The following is a 24,006-nucleotide window of genomic DNA, read 5'->3' as shown; positions in this document are numbered from 1 at the left end:
GCTATTGTATTACCATCACAAAACCTCCATTGGGTTTTACAGGTATAGTAACATGTTTAGTTGATGTATTTTTATCTATTTGGAATAAATTAGGTGATTCACCATCCACTACTTTTAATTTAATATCCCCTTTGAATGATGTTAAATCTAATTTCCACTCTTTCGATTTTTGTTCCCCATTGATACCAGCAATATACCATGCACCATTTCCTTTACGCGCTATCACGATATCCTTTCCAGGATATCCACTAATGAACTTACTATCCTCCCATTGATCAGGCAAATTTCTCAGCAAATCTTTTATTTCTGCTGGAACTTCATCCATACCTTCTGGTGATTCGGCATAATGTTGAATCCCCGACACAAAAAGTATACTTGTAGCCAATTCAAACGAGGCTGTTGTTTTTCGTTTTACACTGCTACGCAGTTTAGATAGATTCATTGGGGTAAAATCCATAGGGTCATACACATTACGCGTATAAGGCAAAATGCTACAAATCTCAGCTTGTCGATCAGCATCTTCTTGCATGAAGGTAACCATCTCAAATCCGCGAACAGCTTCTGTAGTCACTAAATGTGGATACGTAGTAGCCCAACTTCTTGGTAACGTAGCGCCGTGAAAATTCACCAATAATTCGTAATCAGCAGCGTCTTCTAAGATATCTAGATAATACGCAATAACGGACTGACCATCACCACCAAAGAAATCAATCTTAACTCCTTTGATACCTAAATCCTGTAATTTTTTAAATTCTGCTCGACGAGATTCTTTGGTCAATAATTTATTTTTCGGCGTATACCCTACCGTATTCCAATCTCCGGCAGAGTTGTACCACAAGATGAGACCAACGTTTTTGCTACGAGCATATTGGCTTAGCTCCGCAATTTTGTTAAAACCGATTTTGGTGTCCCAGTTCACATCAATTAAGCAATATTGCCAGCGCATATCTGCTGCAAAATCGATGTATTTTTTCTGCTCTTCATAGACGATAAAATCATCTTTGCTATTAATCCAGCTCCAAGAAGCCTTTCCTGGCTTTACAAAAGAAGCAAAAGAAGTTTTAGGTTGTGGAACTACGGCATTTGCCAATTCAGATTCCACTATATTTTTAAGTTCCCCTACTGCAATTACTCGCCAAGGTGACACAAAATTATTTTCAATTTTTGTATAAAGATTTTGGTCTTTGATTACTTCTCGAACATCGGGCATAGCAATATGATATTCACCATTTGGTGATTCATAATGCAATCGCGTCGCACAATGATTGCGCTGCAAACCAGCTTCAGTAATCAATACCCAAGTATTATTGGTTTCGAACAATGCGGGATAAACCCAACCTGTTTTTGTACTTTCCGGCGTTCCAACAGGAATTTCCTTTTGGTAATGTTCTTCGTAAGAAGGATTCGTCTGCTCCCAACCCGTTTTAGCAATAGCCATAGGCTGCAACCAAGCTTTTGCGGATTGATTAAAGTTATAACTTGTTTTTTCTTCGATTATAAAATCTATTTGTTCGCTATATTTTGGCAATTCGTATTGGAATACAACGCCTTCATCTGACACTTGAAAACGGATATTCAATGTTTTCTTGTTCGCATTATGCCATGTCAACACACGCTCATTGGCGGTATAAGAATAGTGTGTTTTTTTGCCGTGAAGAGCCGTATAAGATTTAGAAATTATTCTATTAGCCGACGCACTTTTATACACCAAATTTGTGGCAAAGTCTTGTGTTTTTGTTTTTAAACCCAATTGGGAGCTTTCCAAAACTAAGTTACCTTGACGCAGAATTTGATACTTTATAGTTCCTTTTTGATCAGTTGAAATGGAAAGTTCAATCTTTTTATCTGGACTGACGATCTGTATAGGTGTATTCTTTCCAAACACAGTCGAAGGAACATAAAAAAGCACAAATAAAAGAACGAAGCTAATAGAATATTTCATTTTCAAACTATTATTTAATGTTATGTTATCTTACAGAAAATCTATATTCTGTCTTAGAACTATATTTTTCTCCAGGACGCAAAGTCGTTGAAGGGAAGCTTTCATGATTCGGCGCATCAGGGAAATGTTGTGTTTCTAAACATAATGCAGCACGGTAAGGATAAGTTTTACCTCCTTTTCCTTTCGGATCCGAATCTTTCATGAAATTTCCGCTATAGAATTGAAGTCCAGGTTCTGTTGTTAAGATTTTCATCTCAATACCAGTTTTTGGAGCATATAAACTCGCTACTTCAGAAAATCCATCTTTTTTATTCAATTCAAAATTGTGGTCATAACCCAAGCCGTATTTAAGCTGTGGAGTTTGTTTATCGATATCTGCACCAATAAGTTTTGGCGATGTAAAATCAAAAGGAGTTCCTTTTATAGCAATGCTTCTTCCTGTTGGGATCAAATTGCTATCTACTTCTGTCAATTTATCTGCATCGATCCATAGTTCATGATCCAAAATAGTCGTATCACCTTCACCATTTAAGTTGAAATAACCATGACTTGTTAAGTTCAAAATAGTTTCTTTATCGGTTTCGCCAGAATATTCGATTTCTAAACCACCTTCGTTATTTACTTTGTAAGTCACCTGCATGGTCACCTTGCCAGGATAGCCTGCTTCGCCATCCGGAGAAACGTATTCCAAGGTAAGAGCATCTTTGGACAAGGATTTTACTTCCCATACTTTATTGTAAACACCATTGGTACCACCATGTAGCGAATTTTCACCATCATTCTTTTCTAATTGATAAGCTGTACCATTCAAAGTGAATGTAGCCTTACCGATTCGATTACCGAAACGACCTACTACAGCTCCATAAAAATTATTGGTATTCTTGATAAATTCATCTGCTGTATCATACCCCAAAAGTACATCGACATCTTTGCTGTCTTTATCCTTTACCACAAGAGAAACTATACGCGCACCAAAATTTGTAATGCTTACTTGCAACTTTTCGTTTCCGATTTTATACAATAAGACATCCTTATTGTCCAAACTCGCATAGAATACGCTGGTATCCGTAGCTTCTATTTCCGAAGATGTTTGATTGTTCTTCGTGTTTTGACAAGCACTTGCCATAAGAAGCCCTGCAAAAAGGAGACTATAATACTTTGCTTTCATAATCTTTAAGTTTATAATGAATTACCAAAATTTAACATACAATGCCCCAACAATTAAGATAGTCAAGACGATCATTACCATTACCGATGGTTCTACTTTGAACATTTTAGAATCTAATTCTAATCCTTTAGGATTTTCTTTAGGACCAAATAAGCTCACCAATACCATGATAATCATTGTAAACATGAAAGCTAGACCCATACAAATTTGGAAAGGAATCTCATATTCGCCAGCTGAATTGATATAAGCTGTATATAAGAATGTTTCTGGTCCAAACCATGCTGGAGCGTAATTGTTGAATACAATCGAAAGAACGAAACCAGTGATCAAACCTACAATAGCAGCTGAACCTGTAGTTCTTTTCCAGAACATACCCAATAAGAACATTGCAAATACACCTGGAGAAATAAAGCCCGTATATTTTTGAATGAATGTGAAACCACCTGCACCACCAATACCTAATAAATCATCCCATGTGAAGAATACCGATACTAAAATGGAAATGATAATAGTGATTTTACCCACATTGATCAGTTTGCGTTCAGATGCACCTTTATCGATATATTTATTGTAAATATCCATGGTGAAAATGGTCGCAATACTATTAGCTTTACCAGCTAAAGAAGCTACGATAGCAGCAGTCAACGCGGCAAGTGATAGACCTTTCATTCCGTTAGGTAAGAATCCTAAAATCGCGGAATAAGCATTATCTGGGTTAAAGTTTCCTCCTGGAGCCATTTCATTTTGTAAAGCACCATTTTTGTAAAGCACATAAGCAGCAATACCTGGCAACATAACGATAATAGGCATTAATAATTTTAAGAAACCCGCAAACAAGATACCTGTACGCGCAGTTTTCAAATCCGCACCTAAAGCACGTTGCGTGATATATTGATTACAACCCCAATAATTTAAGTTTACAATCCAAATACCTGCTAAGTACATTCCAATTCCTGGAAGCATCAAATATTTATTTACATCCTCTTGCGAACTTTCGGCTGTCGGTTTATCTACAATAAGGTTAAAATGTTTTGGAGAATCTACCATTAATTGTTTGAAACCTGCTAACACATCTTTTCCTAATCCAAAATGTTCAGAGACTAATGTCAAAGCGATATAAGTTGTTGCAAAACCACCTATAATCAGTACAACCACTTGAATAACATCGGTAAAACCGATAACTTTCATACCACCCAAAGTAATGACAATAGAAAATACAGCTAATGCTACTATAATCACGTGAAAGTACTCGCCACCACCCAAATTACTGATGGCTAGCGCTCCTAAATATAGGATAGAAGTTAAATTCACAAACACATATAAGAACAACCAAAAGATAGCCATGATAAGACTGGTCGTTTCATTATAACGTTGTTTTAAGAATTGGGGCATGGTAAAAATCTTGTTTTTGAGATAAACAGGAATAAACCATACCGCTACGATAATCAAAGCAATAGCAGCAATCCATTCGTAAGCAGCCACGGCGATACCCACCGTAAAACCGTTACCACTCATACCGATAAATTGCTCTGCTGAGATATTGGAAGCAATAAGACTGGCTCCAATTGCCCACCATGTTAATGAGCCTTCGGCCAAGAAGTAATCTTTACTACTTGCCGATTCTTTCTTTTGCTTGCTATATACCCAATATCCATAGCCAGCGACCACGACAAAATAAATTAGAAAAATGACGTAGTCAATAGTTGCAAACTTTTCCATAGGTTTAATAAATGCAGATTAGTTTTGTAGTTTATAATACAGTTCACTATTTCTCAATTCTTTCTCGAATTGATCTAATTTGGTTGACTTATCAATGATAATCAGCTCCAATTTAGCTATTCTTGCAAAATCTTCCATATATTCTGATGTAAGATTTTGGCTATAAACTGTATGGTGTGCTCCTCCGGCGTAAATCCATGCTGTACATCCAGTCTTCATATCAGGCTCAGGCTTCCATAAAACACGTGCCACAGGCAATTTTGGTAATTCATTAGTGACATCCACACCTTGTACTGTATTCACCACTAAACGGAAACGATCACCCATATCCACTAATGAAGCATTGAATGCAGGACCACCTTTGGCATCAAAAACTAATCGCGCAGGATCTGCTTTACCACCAATACCTAAAGGATGAACTTCTAATTTAGGTTTACTCGCGGCCAATGAAGCATCAACTTCCAACATATGTGAGCCTAAAACCATAGCATTAGCAGGATCAAAATGATAGGTATAATCTTCCATAAAAGCATTCGCCCCTTCATACCCTGTTGCCATTACTTTACAAGCACGAACCATAGCTGGAGTTTTCCAGTCACCTTCACCCGCAAAAGCATAACCTTCTGCCATTAAACGCTGTACAGCTAATCCAGGTAATTGTGGCAAACCGTATAAATCTTCAAAAGTATCTGTAAATCCTTTATAATTTCCCTTTTCTAAGAATGAACGTAATCCCAATTCAATCTTCGCGGCATCATAAACATTTGAACGAAATTTACCGCCTTCGAGTACATCTTCCGACATGATATATTCTTGCTCATACTCCTTCATTAAAGCTTGAACCGCATCATCAGAAATTGTATCGATTTCTTTTACTAAATCCCCAATTCCATGTGTATTTACCGAAAATCCAAATTTTAATTCTGCTTCTACTTTATCACCTTCTGTCACTGCAACGTAGCGCATATTATCACCAAAGCGAACAAACTTAGCGCCTTGCCAATCTGCCCAAGCGGCTGCAGCACGCGCCCATACGTTAATACGATCTATGACTTCTGGATCTTGCCAATGGCCTGTTACCACTTTTCGAGGCAAACGCATTCTTGACACTATAAAACCAAATTCACGATCTCCATGTGCACTTTGATTTAAATTCATGAAATCCATATCGATAGAATCCCATGGAATATCACGATTATATTGGGTATGGAGATGTAATAAAGGCTTATTTAGAATTTGTAAACCACGAATCCACATTTTCGCTGGTGAGAAAGTGTGCATCCATGTAATTAAGCCAATACATTTTTCTGTATTATTTGCTTCTAATATAGTTTTATAAATTTCTTCCGTGTTTCTTACAATAGGTTTAAACACCACACGTACAGGTATGCCTGCGTGCTGATCAAAATATGTAGCTATTTCTTTGGAATGATCTGCAGCTTGACGTAAAGTTTCCTCCCCATATAGATCTTGGCTCCCCGTAATAAACCAAACCTCTAAAGTTTCTAATGATATCATGTTTTATTTAGGTTTTTATTTAAATAATTTTATTGTCCATAGTAAGCATTGCTTCCGTGCTTACGTTCGTAATGTTTCTTGATTAGTGAAGCTTTTAAGCGTTCGATTTTAGGATTAATACCTTCTGACAAGAATGCCAATTCAGCAACATATTCTAACACCGCAGCATTGTACACCGCTTGTTTACCATCTTTGCCCCATGTAAATGGGGCATGATTTCCAACCAAAATCATCTGTACTTCCTCATGGTTCAAACCCACTTCTTTGAAATGATTAATAATCTGGTAGCCTGTTTGATATTCATAATTTCCAGCAATCATATCATCTGCCATAGGTGGGGCACATGGAATATCTTTGGTCAAATGATCTGCATGCGTCGTGCCATAAATAGGAATACTTCTATTAGCTTGTGCCCAAGCTGTTCCGTAAACTGAGTGTGTATGTACTACAGCTCCCAACTCTGGCCACTCCTTATATAATACAGCATGTGTTTTGGTATCGGACGAAGGACGAAGAGTACCTTCTACGACTTGCGCATCCAAATCCACGATAACCATATCATCTACTTTCAGAATTTCGTATGGAACTCCACTCGGCTTGATCGCAAACACCCCTTTATCTCGATCAAATACACTTACATTACCAAATGTAAATTTGACCAAACCAAGTTTAGTCAAATTCATATTTGCTTCGTATGCTTCTTCTTTTATGTTATTGTACATCGTATAAATTATTTTCTAAGACATCACCCGCAGCAATATATCGTTCATATCTCTTTTGATAAATGCCCACCACTTCGCTGTTTGGATAATAAGTTTGTTCAAATCCATGTCCCATTTTTGCCATTGCCTCACCCACATTGGAATAGACATTAGCCGCCACTGCAGCAAACATAGCTGCACCTAAAGCACAAGTTTGATCCGATTTGTGCACCTTAATGGGCATATTGAGAATATCGGCCATCATTTGCATGATGAAAGGAGATTTTTTAGGAATACCTCCCATGGCAATAATCCCTTTTACTGGAACACCTTGCTCCACAAAGCATTCGGCTATTTTACGCGCACCAAAACAAGTGGACTCCACGATAGCTCGGAATAATGAGATAGTATCTGATGCAAGGTTTAAGTCTAATATGGAAGCCTTTAAGTTTTGATTAGCAAATGGAGTACGTCGACCATTCAACCAATCTACAGCTAAAGGATGTTTTACATCTGGCACGATTTCATTTGCCTTTTCACTTAATTTTAAAAGAAGAGTCGATTCAATCCCTTGAAGCATCGACTCTTCTAGCTCATAGATATGTTGTAAGGGCCACATGAGGATATTTTTGAACCAGGCATATGCATCCCCAAATGCGGATTGCCCAGCTTCTAATCCTACCATATTTGGTATTACCGAACCATTTACCTGTCCGCAAATACCCTTTAACGTAAAGTCTAATTTTTCGGGTGTTACCAGTATATCACAAGTGGATGTGCCCACAATTTTACTTAAATAATAAGGCTCGATTTCTCCCCCTACAGCTCCCATATGACAATCGAATGCACCTACACCTACTACAACATTCGTCGAAAGCCCTAATTTCTCCGCCCATTCGGACGAAAGATTGCCCACCACCTGATCTGAAGTATATGTTTGGGTACCTAGACGTTGTACCTGGTCTTTTAGCAAAGGATCCAATGCTGTAAAGAATTCATTAGGTGGATAGCCATTAAATTCCTCAGCCCATAATCCTTTATGTCCTGCCGCACACACGCCTCTTTTTAATTGTGTAACATCTTTTCCACCAGTTAACTCAAAAGGAATCCAGTCACAATGCTCTACCCAAGTGTAGGCTGCACGTTGCACTTTTTCATCTACGCGTAGGATGTGCAGCATCTTTGCCCAAAACCATTCCGAAGAATATACGCCACCGACATATTTTAAATAGTCTGTTTTATATTTTGTTGCATGTTGATTGATTTCACTAGCTTCTTTGATTGAAGTATGGTCCTTCCAAAGCACAAACATAGCGTTTGGATTCTCCGCAAATTCAGGAGTCATTGCAAGTGGTTTTCCTTCTCGGTTGACCGCTACTGGTGTAGAACCAGTGGTATCCACAGAAATTCCTACCACTAGATTGGCTGTTTGGGCTTCTACGTCAGAAAGACAGCCTTTAATGACTTCTTCAATAGTTTCTAAATAGTCTAATGGATGTTGTCTGAATTGATTGGTTCCCGGATTACAGTATAATCCCTTTTTCCATCTCGGATAATAGCTCACACGTGATGCTAGCTCTTGACCATTTGTTGCATCCACTAAAATTGCACGCACAGAATCGCTCCCAAAGTCTACCCCAATTACATAAGGATTATTCATTTTATGATTGTTTTTCAGTTTATAATTGTCATCAATAAGACAGATGTCTCAATAATTAGTGTCAAATTAACACTTATTTTTGAAGTTTAAAATTTTTTTTTAATTTTTATATAATTATTAATTTAAACTCATGACTTTAGACTTCTACAAAAAGAATAAAAAAATCCTTCTGGCCGTCGATTGTATCATATTCGGATTCAACAAAGAAGAGCTTGAAATTCTTCTTATTCAACGTGATTTTGAGCCTGAAAAAGGAAAATGGAGTTTGATGGGCGGTTTCGTAGAAGAAAATGAGTCTCCTGGCGACGCTGCACAACGAGTTCTGAAATCCCTGACTGGATTAGACCATATATATATGGAACAATTTGCTGTTTTTGGCAATCCCAACCGCGAACCGCAGGAACGTGTAGTCAGCTTATGCTATTTTGCATTAATCAATACCGAAATCCTTAGTACAGATTATAAAGCCAAATGGTTTAAATTGGAAAAATGTCCTCCATTGATTTTCGATCATAATGAAATGGTGGTGGAAGCGCATAACAAGCTTAAGAAAAAAGCCGCGCTTTACCCTATTCTCTTCGAACTTCTATCAGATAAGTTTACGATTCCACAAATCACTTTATTATACGAAGCGATTTATCAAAATCAATTGGACAAAAGAAATTTCACTAGAAAACTTCTTGCCTCCAAATTATTGATCAAACTGAATGAAAAGGACAAAGAAAATTCGAAGAAAGGTGCCTATTATTATAAAGTAGACAAATCAATATACAAAGAAAAGATTATATCCTTCCTCAACTTCTTACCAGGTTGGTACGGAGAATAAGAAGATAGGGCTGTAAAATTTACAGCCCTATCTCTTTATATTTTTACTTCCGTCTCTATCACGCCTCCCTTTTCACTATCTACGATAATCTTTGCTTTGTTTGGATTTCCTTTTACAATCCATTTGACTTTGACCTCCGTCATTCCTTCAATAGAAGGCACTTCAATTTGTTCGGGTTTATACTTTTGTTCTTCCGTGACATTAAAGTCATCATTCAAAACTCGCATACCTGTAATAACATCGACACCTTTTAATGTAATGTAATTCGGTCTATTAATTTTATTGCGAACATCATGATCCGAATGCGTCGGAATAATTCGGGTATTCCACACAGAGGCTTTTACTTCATACAAATTACTACCTAATGACTTTACCTTCACATCAGTGAATTCTAATTTCGGAGTATGGTATGCATGAAAAATAGTAAATGCAGTATTACGGTGCGCATCTTCTTGCAATAGAAATCCTGGATGATTTCTCGTGTAATTTTTCTTCGCCCCACCGATTTCTATTTTACCGAATTGAGGATGGTCGTACTCTTTCCATGGCACATAAGCATCACCAAACAAAAGTAATTTGTCAAAATCATAATATTCATTCTGACCACTTCCAGCTTCTTTATTATTGAATAATTTAAAAGTAGTCATCAGTTCATTGGAAAAGGTATAGACACCTCTACCTAAAGCAAAGAAATCAATCTCTCCTCCAAAAACCGTATATAAATCCTTATGAATTACTATATAATTATAGCCTGGCAACATTTTTTCTCCCGTCCTACCTAACGCATCATACACTTGCACATCTTTACGGGAATAATAACGTTCATCGTCTGCAGCTCCTGGACCACGCAAAATCATACCCCCATAATTATGATAGGATTGTGCACCTGCAATATTAGTATGCTTAAAAAAGAAATTTTTCACAGCCATAGTTTCTGGCAGCGTTCCAGGATAATATAAAGCACCATTCTGCACGTAATTCGGCTGCCAATTCCAGCCCCAATCACGGTTAGGGTCATACGTACCCGTTATATCTTCATTGACCAACCCATCTCCATCATTATCTATGCCTTCATATCCCAAAAGTTCGTACTCTCCTACTTCCCCTGGCTTTGCTAACACCATGCGATTGGGATTTTCAGGATCAACTTTATAACGACCAGTTTTGGATTTACGACGCATCGTCACAATATGTCCATCTCCATCTAAATCATCGTACAAGTCTTCTGCGACCAAACCATCTCCATCATTATCAAAAGGACGACGACCTGTACGCGAAGAATGCATCGTATTGGGCTCGTAAATAAAGTAATCACGAGAGTCTGGATTAATAGTCGGCGCTATATAAAATACTTTATCGCGTAATAACTCTTTAATAAAGTCTACTTGATGATAATTCTCGGCCAAATACCAAGCTGTATACATAGCAATTTCCGAACCTTGTAATTCATTGGCATGAATATTTCCATCTATCCAAAGTCCAGGTTTGCGATCGGTATTCCCATCTTTAAAATCTGAAACCGTCAAAACAAAAATATCTCGACCTTCGTATGATTTTCCTATGGATTCATATTTCACCAAATTAGGATAAGCTTTCTGCAAGTCCTTACAGAATTGCTCGATCTGCTTATTATCATGATAACGATTCCAATTCATCGGAACTTTTGGATTTGCCGGAGTCCCAATTGCACGTAGTCCTGGGATATCGATGTCCTTATTTTCTTTTTGAGCCAACAGGCTTGTACTCATTTGAGTACACAAGAATAAGGCTAAAATTATATGTTTAATTTTCATTGGACGACAGATTAAAGTTTTACTTCGATTTGTTGTTCTCCAGAAGTGGGACATCCAGCTTGGATTTTCACGGCACCTTTACCTTTTATCAACCAAGAAAAAGTTTTTGAATCACCTGCTCCTAATGCGCTATATAGCTGCAGCCTTTTTCCACTCAAAAACTGCTGATTACTTTGTAAATCACAAACCGTTTTGAATCGTGATACAAAACGTATACGATCTGCTATTTCAGGATAGGTAGGCATATTACCTACATTCATTACAGATAATTCCACTCGGTAAATATCATCTCCCAGTGAAGTCACCTTAGGCGTAGAAAACACCAATTTTGCCATATTCTCTAGGAGCTTTACCACGAAGCCGGTATGCGCTTGCACGGAAGTTTCCAAAAACTCTACTGGTGGATTATTTCTAAAAATATCGACAACACCTCCAACTTCAACGTTTTGATTTGAAAAATCAGGATGATTAACTTTTGACCAAGGCAAGATGGCGCCCTGAACATTATTTATATTCACCCATTTATAGAAAGTTTCATTGGCATCTGTAGTTTTATTTGTATTCTTCGTAGAATCAGTAACGGAAGGCCACCACAATGGAGTGGAAAAACTAAATTTTCCCAAATGATAATATGCCGTATTTGAAAAATTTCCAGGCGAGGATACCATTTTGCTTGCTTCACCTAAAGATTTAGTGTGTTCCTTATATATAGTAGAAATGTATTTAGACATTTCTACATCATTTACACTCCAAGATTTCACAATACGTTCGTTGGCCGCACGCGCATCATATCGTTCAGGTTCGGAAAGATTATTCGCTAGACCTATATGGAGGACACTAGCAATTTGTGGATTAGCAAAAATAAAATCTACCAATGCGCGTGTTTCGGGCTCAGATGCAGCATAGTCGCCGCTTTCAGCTAAAAAAGCGTGATAATCAAAAGTAAAATTACGATCTATATTTACACCGCCTTCACCATCTTCGCCATATCGTCCATCAAAGTCTTGATCTATACCTTCAGGAAATACAATATAATTTCCTTTTTCAGCTTTGGACTTATCAGCAGCGACTAACAAATTAGGATTATCTTTATGCACCTTAAAATTCCCAATCGGCGATTCTACGCGCATTTGTGAAATGATACCATCCCCATTCAAATCTTTAGCAGGATCTTCATCCAAACGACCATCTCGATCATTGTCTATTTTACGACTATTCCCCGAAAGCCATTGCTTTGTAGATGAATTACGTTTGTAAGCATCAGGATTTACTAACGGAATAATCCAAATAGACTTGTCTTTCAGCAAAGCTTGAAGAGAATCTTTAGGTAAAGCTAAAATTTGTTTGGTCAGCTGCAAAGAAGCTATCGTACCAGCAGGATGTTTACCGTCTATCCCGGCTACTACTAGCAAAGTAGGCTTCGGTTTTTCATCCAATTGTAGTTTGATGACGGAAATATTTTCATTCCCATAACTTTTTCCGATAACAGTTTGCGAAACCAATCCCTTGGTCGAGTATCCGCTAATGGAAGATTGTACTTCAGCATAGGAAGGATATTTGAGCTGTGCTAAAGACAACAACGGACTAATAAGTAACAAACCCAAAAAGGTCTTTTTCATAATCTTAGGTTAGAAGTAGTGGTAAATACTATAGGCTAAAAATAGTCTTTTAACACTAATTTTTTATTAAGTATAAGTAACTTGTTTGATATAATATACGTATATTATCTTATTAATTTTGAACAACAAATTTTCGTATCCGAAGAGCTAATTATAAATTTTAAATTATTCTTAACAAACGCTTTGCTTTTAATAAGATATACATTATTTTTGCATTCCAAAATGCAGCCTGATTAAACAGGCTGTGAATAAATTGATTAATAAATTTTAGTCCCTATAATATGCCCAATATTGGTAAAATAGCGCAGATTATCGGCCCAGTGGTTGACGTCAACTTTGCCGACAATGAAAATCTTCCTAAGATTTACGATGCATTGTACATTGAAAAAGAAAATGGACAACGTATCGTTTTAGAAGTTCAACAACACTTAGGTGAGGAACGTGTTCGTACTATTGCGATGGATGCTACAGAAGGTTTAGTACGTGGTATGAAAGTAGTTGACACTGGTGCTCCTATCAAAATGCCTGTAGGCGAAGAGATCAAAGGTCGTGTTTTCAACGTAGTTGGAGATCCTATTGATGGTATTCGCGAATTGGACAAAACTAATGGACGTCCCATCCACAATACACCTCCAAAATTCGAAGATTTGTCAACTGAAACTGAAGTACTTTTCACAGGTATCAAAGTTATTGACTTATTAGAGCCTTATGCTAAAGGTGGTAAAATCGGTTTGTTCGGTGGTGCTGGTGTAGGTAAAACAGTATTAATCCAAGAGCTTATCAACAATATCGCTAAAGGTCACGGTGGTCTTTCAGTATTTGCTGGTGTTGGTGAACGTACACGTGAAGGTAATGACTTATTACGTGAGATGTTGGAATCAGGTATCATCAAATACGGTGAGCACTTCATGGAAGGTATGGAAAAAGGCGAATGGCCTATCGATACTGTTGACCAAGAATTGATGAAAGAATCTAAATGTACTTTCGTATTCGGTCAGATGAATGAGCCTCCAGGTGCACGTGCTCGTGTGGCTTTGTCTGGTTTGACTGTTGCAGAATATTTCCGTGATGGTGAAGGTGATGGTCAAGGTAAAGACGTATTATTCTTTATCGATAACATCTTCCGTTTCACGCAAGCAGGTTCTGAGGTATCAGCTTTATTAGGTCGTATGCCATCAGCGGTAGGTTACCAACCTACATTAGCTACAGAGATGGGTTTGATGCAAGAGCGTATTACTTCAACTAAAAACGGATCTATCACTTCAGTACAAGCGGTATACGTACCTGCCGATGACTTAACTGACCCTGCTCCTGCGACTACATTCGCTCACTTGGATGCAACTACAGTATTGTCACGTAAAATCGCTGAGTTAGGTATCTATCCTGCGGTAGACCCATTGGATTCTACTTCACGTATCTTATCTCCAAGTGTATTAGGAGCTGAGCACTACAATACAGCTCAACGTGTGAAAGAAATCTTACAACGCTATAAAGAACTTCAAGATATCATCGCTATCTTAGGTATGGATGAGTTATCTGAAGAAGATAAATTAACAGTACACCGCGCACGTCGTGTACAACGTTTCTTATCTCAACCATTCCACGTAGCTGAGCAATTTACAGGTTTGAAAGGTGTATTAGTAGACATCAAAGACACTATCAAAGGTTTCAACATGATCATCGATGGTGAAGTGGATGAATACCCTGAAGCAGCTTTCAACTTAGTAGGTTCTATCGAAGAAGCTATCGAAAAAGGTAAGAAATTATTAGCAGAAGCAGTTTAATTAGATATTAGAAATTAGATATGAGATAATAGATTTTTTATCTCATATCTATTTGAAGAATTCGTTCTCAAATCTCATATCTCGCATCTCATATCTAACAAAAGAATGAAATTACAAGTAATAACTCCAGACAAAATAGCATACGAAGGCGAAGTAACAGCCGTTACAGTACCTGGATCTGCTGGATCTTTTCAAATTTTGAAAGACCACGCTGCTATTGTCTCTACGTTAGAAGATGGCAAAGTCATTATTAAAGGTAGTAATGGCGAACAAGTCATTATTATCAAAGGTGGTGTAGTTGAAGTAAAGGACAACAATATCATCGTTTTGGCGGAAGGAATAGTGCAAGGATAACGATAAAAGATAATGATAAAATAGCCCTTAAAACTTCAGGTTTTAAGGGCTATTTTTTTGCAACTTTTTTTAGCTACAAGACCATTTTAGGAAGAATTTTGAGGATAAAACGAAATTTTTCAAAACCTAGAAAATAAACCAATTTTAATTTCGGTTCACTTATTAAAAAATTTTATTTTGTTTAATACATGTATTATAAAATATACTGAAGAAAAATCAATAAACACGAAACAATAAACTTTTTTAAAATAAAGTGTTTGTCTATTGTAAAGAATTTTTTTTCGTCTTAACTTGACGAAGCTTCTTATTCGAAGATGTGTACCTAGTCTTTGGGGAGGGAAAGGACACCTTAAAATTTAAACATATGCAATACTATAATCAGAACACGAAAATATTTCTAAATGGTGAGTTCGTATTAGCGAAATCAGCTGGCGTAGATTTATTTGGTCAGTCGTTGCATTATGGCTATGGAGCCTTCGAAGGATTACGCGCTTACAACACACACAATGGTACGCGTATCTTCAAGGCAGAAGCACATTTTGAAAGATTACGTAAATCTTGTGAGTCTATTGGACTTCCATATAAATGGAACAACAGAACGTTGATTGAAAAGTGTTACGAATTATTGGAAATAAACAATCTTCGTGCAGCATATATAAGACCCTTAGTATTCTCTGGATCTAATATGCACCTTACCTCTTCAGAAGATGCGAATATCATGTTGGCCGCTTGGGAATGGGGTCCCTATTTAGGACAAAATCTATTGAACGTTAACATTTCAAAATACGAGCGTCCTAACCCAAAATCTTTCCATATAGACGCGAAGATTTCAGGACAGTACATCAATTCCATTCTTGCCTCGACAGATGCTATTCGTAATGGATACGATGAAGCCTTGATGTTGGATCAAGATGGTTACGTCGCACAGGCTTCGAGTGAGAATATTTTTATTGAAAAGGATTATAAAATCTATACACCGCCATTGGGAGATGTGTTCCCTGGCATAACAAGAAAAACGGTGATTGGCATCTGCAAAGAATTGGGATTCGAAATCATCGAGAAGAAACTAACCGTCCAGGATATCTATACAGCTGACAGTGCCTTCTTAAGTGGCACTGCTGCTGAGATTATTGGTATCAAACAGGTGGACCATATCGTTTACAAAGAAGAATGGGAACATAGCATTGGTGCTACGATCCAAAGAAAATATAAAAACTTAGTATTAGAGCAAGAGAATTATGAAGTCATCATCTGATAACGAAAAGGGATTAAATAAATACAGCCGCATATTCACTCAAGACGAGACACAACCTGCTGCCAAAGCGATGTTGTATGGTATTGGCTTGACTGATGCCGATATGGATAAAGCGCAAGTGGGTATCGCCAGTATGGGCTATGATGGTAACACATGTAATATGCACCTAAATGACTTAGCTCAGGTCGTGAAAAAAGGTGTATGGAACAATGATTTAGTCGGTCTTACCTTCGGTACTATTGGTGTAAGTGATGGTATGAGTAATGGTACAGATGGCATGCGTTATTCCTTAGTATCACGTGATGTGATTGCAGATAGTATTGAGACTATATGTGGCGGTCAATATTACGATGGATTAATTGCTATCCCTGGATGTGACAAAAACATGCCTGGTGCTATTATGGCTATGGCTCGATTGAACCGCCCTGCAATTATGGTTTACGGCGGAACAATTGCTCCTGGGCATTATAAAGGTGAAGAATTAAATATCGTTTCGGCTTTCGAAGCTTTAGGTCAAAAAATTTGTGGTAACATTTCGGACGAAGATTTCCAAGGTGTCATCAAACATACTTGTCCTGGTCCTGGTGCTTGTGGTGGTATGTACACTGCAAACACAATGGCTTCAGCGATTGAAGCTTTAGGAATGAGTTTACCATATTCATCTTCACACCCTGCCGTTTCTAAAGAGAAAGAACAAGAATGTCTTGACGCAGGCAAATACATCCGTATTTTATTAGAAAAAGATATTAAGCCTTCGGATATCATGACGCGCAAAGCGTTTGAAAATGCTTTACGTTCAATTATCATATTAGGAGGAAGTACCAATGCAGTATTGCACTTTATCGCTATCGGTAAAGCTGTAGGTGTAGATATCACACAAGATGATTTCCAACGTATGTCTGACGAGACTCCTGTATTGGCGGATTTCAAACCATCTGGAAAATACTTGATGCAAGATTTACAACAATATGGTGGTACACCAGCGGTATTGCGTTACTTATTAGATAATGGCTTATTGCATGGAGATTGTATGACTGTAACAGGTAAAACTGTAGCAGAAAACTTGGCTGATGTAAAATCTATTATTGATTACAACCAACCTATCATCAAACCTTTGAGTGAGCCTATCAAAGCAACAGGTCACTTGCAAATCCTTTACGGAAATTTAGCGGAAAAAGGTTCTGTAGCGAAGATTTCGGGTAAAGAAGGCGAACGTTTTGTAGGTCCGGCTCGTGTATTCGATGGAGAACATGATTTGGTAGCAGGTATTGCTTCTGGACGCATACAAAAAGGCGATGTTGTCGTTATTAAAAATGAAGGACCTATTGGAGCTCCTGGTATGCCTGAGATGTTGAAGCCTACGTCACTAATCATTGGTGCTGGTCTTGGTAAATCGGTAGCATTAATTACTGACGGTCGTTTCTCAGGTGGTACACACGGTTTTGTAGTTGGTCACATTACACCAGAAGCCTATAAAGGTGGATTGATTGGATTAGTAGAAGATAACGATATAATCGAAATTGACGCAGTAAACAACACAATCACACTAAAAGTAGAAGACAGCATAATCGCTGAACGTCGTGCAAAATGGACACAACCCCCATTGAAAGTTACCAAAGGTGTATTGTACAAATACGCGAAAACAGTAGCTGACGCATCAGAAGGTTGTGTGACGGATTTATAATAAGTATTTAGTAAAGAGTATTTAGTAATTAGATTTAAATACGCCATATATTCTTTACTAATTTATATCAATGAAAAAATAATTAGGATTATTAGACGATAAGTCTAAATACACAATACTAATATCTTAATACTAACAACAAAATGAGTACACTGGAGAAAACAGAAACAAAGAAAACCCAAACCATTGCAGCCAACACACAGATATCGGGTTCGCAAGCGGTCTTGGAAGCTTTGATTCATGAAGGAGTAGATACGGTATTCGGCTACCCAGGCGGCGCGATTATGCCAATTTATGATGCATTATATGATTATAATGACAAAATAAAACATATTCTGGTCCGTCACGAGCAAGGTGGCATTCACGCTGCTCAGGGGTTTGCACGTACTTCAGGTCGTGTAGGCGTCGCTTTCGCAACATCAGGTCCTGGTGCAACTAATTTAGTAACTGGTCTAGCGGACGCTATGATTGATAGTAATCCAATCGTCTGCATCACAGGCCAAGTATTTGCATCATTATTAGGAACTGACGCTTTCCAAGAAACTGACGTAGTCAACATTACCAGTCCAGTGACTAAATGGAATTATCAAGTAACTGATGCAACAGAAATTCCTGCTGTGCTGGCAAAAGCATTTCATATAGCACGTACAGGTCGTCCAGGCCCTGTGTTGATTGATATTACTAAAAATGCACAAATGCAGTTGTTCGATTACGAAGGTTACGAAAAATGTAATCATATCCGTAGTTACAGACCAGCTCCAATTGTTCGCAAGGAATACGTGGAGGCAGCGGCTGAACTCATTAATTCGGCTAAAAAACCTTTCGTAATATTTGGTCAAGGTGTAATCTTAGGTAAAGCAGAACAAGAATTTAAAGAATTCCTCGAAAAAGGTGGTTTCCCTGCTGCTACAACTGTAATGGGTTTAAGTGCTTTGGAAACGGACCATCCACAACACGTGGGTATGTTGGGTATGCATGGTAACTATGCTCCAAACGTAATGACCAACGAGTGTGATGTATTAATTGCTGTAGGTATGCGATTTGATGACCGCGTAACAGGTCGTTTGGATAAATATGCTAAACAAGCGAAAGTTATTCACTTGGATATTGACCCAGCCGAAATTGATAAAAATGTAAAAACTACAGTTCCTGTTTGGGGCGACTGTAAAGAAACATTACCTCAATTGACTGCATTGCTTACACCAACTGACCATTCGGAATGGTTACAAAAGTTCCGAGAGTTAGAGCAAGAAGAAATAAAAGAAGTAATTCATAATGAATTGAATCCTACAAGTGATATCATGACTATGGGCGAAGTAATTCGCGTATTGAATGAATTGACTGGTGGTAATGCTGTTATTGTGACTGACGTAGGTCAACACCAAATGGTAGCATGTCGTTATGCGAAATTTAACTCTTCTAAATCTAATGTAACATCTGGTGGTCTAGGTACAATGGGATTCGGTTTACCAGCAGCTATTGGTGCTTGGTATGGAGCTCCTGAGCGCGATGTCATAGCAATAATCGGTGACGGTGGTTTTCAAATGACGTTACAAGAGTTGGGTACTATTATGCAGTTCGGTGCTAAGGTTAAAATTTTGATTTTAAATAACGAGTTCTTAGGAATGGTTCGTCAATGGCAACAATTGTTCCACGACAAACGCTATTCTTTCGTGAATATTACAAGTCCTGATTTTGTCGCATTAGCCAAGTCATACTATCTGGATGGAAATAAGATTTCAGACCGTAAGGACTTAGAGTCTGCTTTAAAAACAATGTTGGCTCACGATGGCGGTTATTTATTGGAAGTAATGGTTGGCAAAGAAAACAATGTATTCCCAATGGTAGCGCAAGGAACTTCAGTATCAGAGATTAGATTAAAATAAAAATGGAAAAGCAAGAATTTACCATTACCCTATATACAGAAAACGCTATCGGTATGATAGGTCGTATTTCTAACATTTTTTCAAGACGTAAAATCAACATCGAAAGCTTGAACACCTCTCCTTCTGAGGTGGAAGGCATTCACCGTTTCACGATTTTGATTACCGAATCAGAAGATGTGGTTCGTAAACTTTGTCGTCAAATCGAAAAACAAGTCGAAGTATTGAAAGCTTATTTCAACACCAATGATGAGTTGATCTGGCAAGAACAAGCGTTGTACAAAGTACCTACAGAAGTAGTAAACGAAAAAGTTTATGTAGAACGTTTATTGCGTGAGTACGGTGCAAATGTTGTTGTTATTCGTCCAGATTACATCGTATTCGAAACCGCAGGTCACCGCGAAGAAATCGACAAATTAACTCAAGAGTTGACTAAATACGGCTTAATCGAATTCGTTCGTGGTGCACGTATCGCTATTATCAAAGCGAGCGCTGGTTTCCACGAAAAATTAAAACAATTTGAACAACAAGAGCCTGCACCAGAAATCGTTGAAAACGAATTCTTAGACCAACAAGACCAAGTTTTTACGATGTAATATTATGGAGCAGGTATTTAAATTTATCAAACAAACCCGTCAAGCATTTATCCAATTATTGGAAGGATTGACATTAGAACAGCTGAACGAAATTCCGGCAGGGTTTAACAATAATATAATTTGGAATTTTGGACATATCGTTGTAGCTACACAAGGATTAACTTATTTGCGTACAGGGATTCGTCATGATGCAAGTTTCATAAAGTATGCAGGAACTTATACCAAAGGTTCCAAACCAACGTATTTTGTAACACAAGAAGAAGTCGATGATTTGAAACGTCTAGCTGTAGAAACTATCGAACAACTTGAAAAAGACTACGCAGCTGGTGTTTTTAACAAAATCGCTCCTTTTGCAACAGATACTTATGGCGAGACGATGGCAACTATCGAAGAGGTTATCACCTTGACCTCAGGTCACGATAATCTTCATTATGGCTATGCTATTGCACAGAGAAGAATAATCAACAACAATAAATAAAAACTTAAGAAAAGACAAATTAAAATAGTACTACAATGGCAAATTATTTTAACACATTACCTCTTAGAGAGCAATTAAACCAACTTGGTGTAGCTGAATTTATGGATTCATCAGAATTCGCTGATGGAGTAAACGCTTTAAAAGGTAAAAAAATCGTAATCGTAGGTGCAGGTGCACAAGGTTTGAACCAAGGTTTAAATTTAAGAGATTCTGGTTTGGACGTTTCTTACGCTTTACGTAAAGAGGCTATTGAGCAAAAAAGAGATTCATGGAAAAATGCAACTGATAACAATTTCACTGTAGGTACATATGATGAGTTAATTCCTACGGCTGATTTAGTTATCAACTTGACACCCGATAAACAACATACAGCAGTAATCAATGCGGTAATGCCATTGATGAAACAAGGAGCTACATTATCTTATTCGCACGGTTTCAACATTGTAGAAGAAGGTATGCAAATCCGTAAAGATATTACCGTAATCATGGTTGCACCTAAATGTCCAGGTTCTGAAGTACGTGCTGAGTACTTGAGAGGTTTTGGTGTTCCTACATTAATCGCTGTTCACCCTGAAAATGACCCTCAAGGTAAAGGGTGGGCTGAAGCAAAAGCTTACTGTGTAGGTACAGGTGGTCACCGTGCAGGTGTATTGAAATCATCATTCGTAGCAGAGGTTAAATCTGACTTGATGGGTGAGCAAACTATCCTTTGTGGTTTATTACAAACAGGATCTATCCTTTCTTTCGACAAAATGGTTGAAAAAGGTATCGATGCGGGTTACGCTTCTAAATTAGTTCAATACGGTGTTGAGGTTATCACTGAAGCCTTGAAACACGGTGGTGTATCAGGTATGCTTGACCGTTTGAGCAACCCTGCTAAAATCAAAGCTTTTGAATTATCAGAAGAATTGAAAGATATTATGCGTCCATTATTTCAAAAACACCAAGACGATATCATGTCAGGTGAGTTCTCAAGAACTATGATGGAAGATTGGGCTAATGGCGATGCAAACTTATTAAAATGGAGAGCAGAGACAGGTGAAACGGCTTTCGAAAAGACGCCTGCTGGCGATGTTAAAATCTCAGAACAAGAATACTTCGACAATTACTTATTGATGGTTGCTTTCGTAAGAGCAGGTGTTGAATTAGCTTTCGAAACAATGGTAGAAGCGGGTATCAAACCTGAGTCTGCATACTATGAGTCATTACACGAAACACCGCTTATCGCTAACACGATTGCACGTCGTAAATTGTTCGAAATGAACCGTGTAATTTCGGATACAGCAGAGTACGGATGTTACTTATTCGACCAAGCTTGTAAGCCATTATTAGCTGATTTCATGAAAAAAGTTGATACGGATATCGTTGGTAAAAACTACAACGAAGGTAAAGATGGTTCTGTAGATAACGTTAAATTGGTACAAGTAAACGAAATCTTACGCAATCATCCTGTAGAAATCGTTGGACGTAAATTACGTAAAGCGATGACTGCAATGAAGACGATTAAAACAGTTTAATATTTCGTAATTTTGATAATTACAACAAAGGGATAAAGCGCATTCAATGCCTTTATCCCTTTCGAAATTACTTATACTATCATAAGAGAAATGGGAAAAACATTAGTAGAAAAAATTTGGGATGCTCACGTCGTCAAGCGTGCGGAGGGTTTTCCAGATATATTGTATATCGATACGCATTTGATTCATGAGGTGACTTCTCCTCAAGCATTCGATGGATTGCGCAAAAGAGGTCTTCCTGTCTTCCGTCCTAATCAAACTGTTGCCACAGCCGATCATAACGTTCCAACATTAGACCAACACCTTCCTATTAAAGAAGAATTATCGCGCTACCAAGTGGATATGTTGACTAAAAACACGTCTGAATTTGGAATTGAATTGTATGGTTTAGGACACCCTTACCAAGGTATTGTTCACGTTATCGGTCCAGAATTGGGTATCACATTACCGGGTAAAACTATGGTTTGTGGTGATAGCCACACATCTACGCACGGTGCATTTGGTGCTATTGCTTTCGGTATTGGTACTTCACAAGTAGAACAAGTTTTCGCGACACAATGTCTATTGCAATCAAAACCTAAAACGATGAAAATCGAAGTTAACGGTGAATTGCAAAAAGGTGTTGGCGCAAAAGATATTATTCTTTACGTTATATCTAAAACTACTGCAGCTGGGGGTACAGGATATTTCGTAGAATTTGCTGGATCGGCAATCCGTTCGTTGAGTATGGAAGGCCGTATGACAGTTTGTAACATGAGTATTGAAATGGGAGCTCGTGGTGGTCTTATTGCACCAGACCAGACTACTTTCGAATACATCAAAGGTCGCGAATTTGCACCTAAAGGTGAAAAATGGGAGGAAGCATTAGCCTACTGGAAAACATTGTACTCGGACGAAGACGCAGAATTCGATGCTGTGTTGACATTCGATGCAGCAGATATTCAACCGATGATTACTTACGGTACAAATCCAGGAATGGGTATCGGTGTAAAACAATCCATCCCTACTACAGCTACACAACCAGAAAGCGAACAACCATCTTACCAAAAAGCATTAGACTATATGGGCTTTGCTGATGGTGAGCAAGTTTTAGGTAAACCAGTAGATTACGTCTTCATTGGTTCTTGTACTAATTCACGTATCGAAGATTTACGGCAGGTAGCAGCTTTTGTTTCTGGAAAACAAAAAGCGGAGGGTGTAGAAGTTTGGATTGTTCCAGGTTCGAAACAAGTAGAAGCGCAAGCGAAAGCTGAAGGTATCGACAAAGTATTCGAAGCAGCAGGCTTCCAATTACGTGAGCCAGGATGTTCAGCTTGTTTGGGTATGAATGAAGATAAAATCCCAGCAGGTAAATACTGTGTATCTACGTCAAACCGTAACTTCGAAGGACGTCAGGGTCCTAACGCACGTACAATGTTGGTAAGTCCTTTGACAGCAGCGGCAGCAGCTATCACAGGTAAAGTTGTAGATGTAAGGGAATTAATTTAAGATAGATTTTAAAGGTTTATC

Annotated in this window: 18 protein-coding genes; 10 read left to right on the top strand and 8 right to left on the bottom strand. The window is 38.0% G+C overall.

What is annotated here, in order from left to right; translation table 11 throughout:
- Position 1: 1 nt before the first annotated feature.
- Genes G5B32_RS06755 through G5B32_RS06730 form a run of 6 tightly spaced genes read right to left on the bottom strand, consistent with a single transcriptional unit; the run spans position 2 to position 8,708 of the window.
- Positions 2-1,942, bottom strand: a complete 1,941-nt coding sequence (locus G5B32_RS06755) for a glycoside hydrolase family 97 protein (RefSeq protein WP_165290783.1) — start codon at positions 1,940-1,942, stop codon at positions 2-4.
- 25 nt (positions 1,943-1,967) lie between these two features.
- A complete protein-coding gene (locus tag G5B32_RS06750; RefSeq protein ID WP_206366814.1) occupies positions 1,968-3,110 on the bottom strand; it encodes an aldose epimerase family protein in 1,143 nt (380 codons plus the stop codon).
- A gap of 21 nt (positions 3,111-3,131) precedes the next feature.
- On the bottom strand, positions 3,132-4,829 hold the full coding sequence (locus G5B32_RS06745) for a sodium:solute symporter family transporter (protein ID WP_165290782.1): 1,698 nt from the start codon (positions 4,827-4,829) through the stop codon (positions 3,132-3,134).
- Positions 4,830-4,847: 18 nt separating this feature from the next.
- On the bottom strand, positions 4,848-6,347 hold the full coding sequence (gene araA / locus G5B32_RS06740; protein WP_165290781.1) for an L-arabinose isomerase: 1,500 nt from the start codon (positions 6,345-6,347) through the stop codon (positions 4,848-4,850).
- A gap of 29 nt (positions 6,348-6,376) precedes the next feature.
- On the bottom strand, positions 6,377-7,069 hold the full coding sequence (locus tag G5B32_RS06735; RefSeq protein ID WP_165290780.1) for an L-ribulose-5-phosphate 4-epimerase: 693 nt from the start codon (positions 7,067-7,069) through the stop codon (positions 6,377-6,379).
- Positions 7,059-8,708, bottom strand: coding sequence for a ribulokinase (locus G5B32_RS06730; RefSeq protein WP_165290779.1), 1,650 nt, complete (start codon positions 8,706-8,708; stop codon positions 7,059-7,061). Before G5B32_RS06730 ends, G5B32_RS06735 begins: the two co-directional genes overlap by 11 nt.
- Positions 8,709-8,838: 130 nt before the next feature.
- On the opposite strand from G5B32_RS06730, the gene G5B32_RS06725 reads away from it, so the two are divergent.
- Positions 8,839-9,534: an NUDIX hydrolase gene (locus tag G5B32_RS06725; protein ID WP_165290778.1), complete on the top strand. Its 696-nt coding sequence runs from the start codon at positions 8,839-8,841 to the stop codon at positions 9,532-9,534.
- A gap of 35 nt (positions 9,535-9,569) precedes the next feature.
- Here the strand turns inward: G5B32_RS06725 and G5B32_RS06720 are convergent, their stop codons facing one another.
- Both G5B32_RS06720 and G5B32_RS06715 read right to left on the bottom strand, forming a co-directional pair.
- A complete protein-coding gene (locus G5B32_RS06720) occupies positions 9,570-11,327 on the bottom strand; it encodes a M14 family metallopeptidase (protein ID WP_165290777.1) in 1,758 nt (585 codons plus the stop codon).
- A gap of 11 nt (positions 11,328-11,338) precedes the next feature.
- On the bottom strand, positions 11,339-12,946 hold the full coding sequence (locus tag G5B32_RS06715) for a M14 family metallopeptidase (RefSeq protein ID WP_165290776.1): 1,608 nt from the start codon (positions 12,944-12,946) through the stop codon (positions 11,339-11,341).
- Between the two features lie 281 nt (positions 12,947-13,227).
- Here G5B32_RS06715 and atpD point away from each other — a divergent pair, with 281 nt between their 5' ends.
- The 9 genes from atpD (at position 13,228) to leuC (ending at position 23,985) form a co-directional block, all read left to right on the top strand.
- Positions 13,228-14,730 (top strand): F0F1 ATP synthase subunit beta, encoded by a 1,503-nt coding sequence (gene atpD, locus G5B32_RS06710; protein ID WP_165290775.1) that lies wholly within the window; start codon positions 13,228-13,230, stop codon positions 14,728-14,730.
- A gap of 105 nt (positions 14,731-14,835) precedes the next feature.
- The gene (gene atpC / locus G5B32_RS06705) at positions 14,836-15,084 is read left to right on the top strand and encodes an ATP synthase F1 subunit epsilon (protein ID WP_165290774.1); all 249 of its coding nucleotides are present in this window, start codon (positions 14,836-14,838) and stop codon (positions 15,082-15,084) included.
- A gap of 364 nt (positions 15,085-15,448) precedes the next feature.
- Positions 15,449-16,339 (top strand): branched-chain amino acid transaminase, encoded by an 891-nt coding sequence (locus G5B32_RS06700; RefSeq protein ID WP_165290773.1) that lies wholly within the window; start codon positions 15,449-15,451, stop codon positions 16,337-16,339.
- Entirely contained in the window at positions 16,323-18,023 is a 1,701-nt protein-coding gene (gene ilvD / locus G5B32_RS06695) for a dihydroxy-acid dehydratase (RefSeq protein WP_165290772.1), read from the top strand. The genes G5B32_RS06700 and ilvD overlap by 17 nt, the downstream gene beginning before the upstream one ends.
- Before the next feature lie 143 nt (positions 18,024-18,166).
- Positions 18,167-19,909 (top strand): biosynthetic-type acetolactate synthase large subunit, encoded by a 1,743-nt coding sequence (gene ilvB / locus G5B32_RS06690; protein WP_165290771.1) that lies wholly within the window; start codon positions 18,167-18,169, stop codon positions 19,907-19,909.
- A gap of 2 nt (positions 19,910-19,911) precedes the next feature.
- Positions 19,912-20,502, top strand: coding sequence for an acetolactate synthase small subunit (gene ilvN / locus G5B32_RS06685; RefSeq protein ID WP_165290770.1), 591 nt, complete (start codon positions 19,912-19,914; stop codon positions 20,500-20,502).
- Between the two features lie 4 nt (positions 20,503-20,506).
- A complete protein-coding gene (locus G5B32_RS06680; protein WP_206366813.1) occupies positions 20,507-20,980 on the top strand; it encodes a DinB family protein in 474 nt (157 codons plus the stop codon).
- 35 nt (positions 20,981-21,015) lie between these two features.
- The gene (gene ilvC / locus G5B32_RS06675) at positions 21,016-22,497 is read left to right on the top strand and encodes a ketol-acid reductoisomerase (protein WP_165290769.1); all 1,482 of its coding nucleotides are present in this window, start codon (positions 21,016-21,018) and stop codon (positions 22,495-22,497) included.
- A gap of 90 nt (positions 22,498-22,587) precedes the next feature.
- On the top strand, positions 22,588-23,985 hold the full coding sequence (leuC, locus tag G5B32_RS06670) for a 3-isopropylmalate dehydratase large subunit (protein WP_165290768.1): 1,398 nt from the start codon (positions 22,588-22,590) through the stop codon (positions 23,983-23,985).
- The last annotated feature ends 21 nt before the right edge of the window (positions 23,986-24,006 follow it).

The organism is Sphingobacterium sp. SGL-16, assembly GCF_011043515.1.
Taxonomy (GTDB): domain Bacteria; phylum Bacteroidota; class Bacteroidia; order Sphingobacteriales; family Sphingobacteriaceae; genus Sphingobacterium; species Sphingobacterium litopenaei.
This window is presented reverse-complemented; position numbering and strand designations above follow the sequence as displayed.

Bases quoted from the DNA above. Each gene is read 5' to 3' on its own strand.
- G5B32_RS06755 (WP_165290783.1), bottom strand. From the start codon at position 1,942: ATGAAATATTCTATTAGCTTCGTTCTTTTATTTGTGCTTTTTTATGTT.
- G5B32_RS06750 (WP_206366814.1), bottom strand. From the start codon at position 3,110: ATGAAAGCAAAGTATTATAGTCTCCTTTTTGCAGGGCTTCTTATGGCA.
- G5B32_RS06745 (WP_165290782.1), bottom strand. From the start codon at position 4,829: ATGGAAAAGTTTGCAACTATTGACTACGTCATTTTTCTAATTTATTTT.
- araA (WP_165290781.1), bottom strand. From the start codon at position 6,347: ATGATATCATTAGAAACTTTAGAGGTTTGGTTTATTACGGGGAGCCAA.
- G5B32_RS06735 (WP_165290780.1), bottom strand. From the start codon at position 7,069: ATGTACAATAACATAAAAGAAGAAGCATACGAAGCAAATATGAATTTG.
- G5B32_RS06730 (WP_165290779.1), bottom strand. From the start codon at position 8,708: ATGAATAATCCTTATGTAATTGGGGTAGACTTTGGGAGCGATTCTGTG.
- G5B32_RS06725 (WP_165290778.1), top strand. From the start codon at position 8,839: ATGACTTTAGACTTCTACAAAAAGAATAAAAAAATCCTTCTGGCCGTC.
- G5B32_RS06720 (WP_165290777.1), bottom strand. From the start codon at position 11,327: ATGAAAATTAAACATATAATTTTAGCCTTATTCTTGTGTACTCAAATG.
- G5B32_RS06715 (WP_165290776.1), bottom strand. From the start codon at position 12,946: ATGAAAAAGACCTTTTTGGGTTTGTTACTTATTAGTCCGTTGTTGTCT.
- atpD (WP_165290775.1), top strand. From the start codon at position 13,228: ATGCCCAATATTGGTAAAATAGCGCAGATTATCGGCCCAGTGGTTGAC.
- atpC (WP_165290774.1), top strand. From the start codon at position 14,836: ATGAAATTACAAGTAATAACTCCAGACAAAATAGCATACGAAGGCGAA.
- G5B32_RS06700 (WP_165290773.1), top strand. From the start codon at position 15,449: ATGCAATACTATAATCAGAACACGAAAATATTTCTAAATGGTGAGTTC.
- ilvD (WP_165290772.1), top strand. From the start codon at position 16,323: ATGAAGTCATCATCTGATAACGAAAAGGGATTAAATAAATACAGCCGC.
- ilvB (WP_165290771.1), top strand. From the start codon at position 18,167: ATGAGTACACTGGAGAAAACAGAAACAAAGAAAACCCAAACCATTGCA.
- ilvN (WP_165290770.1), top strand. From the start codon at position 19,912: ATGGAAAAGCAAGAATTTACCATTACCCTATATACAGAAAACGCTATC.
- G5B32_RS06680 (WP_206366813.1), top strand. From the start codon at position 20,507: ATGGAGCAGGTATTTAAATTTATCAAACAAACCCGTCAAGCATTTATC.
- ilvC (WP_165290769.1), top strand. From the start codon at position 21,016: ATGGCAAATTATTTTAACACATTACCTCTTAGAGAGCAATTAAACCAA.
- leuC (WP_165290768.1), top strand. From the start codon at position 22,588: ATGGGAAAAACATTAGTAGAAAAAATTTGGGATGCTCACGTCGTCAAG.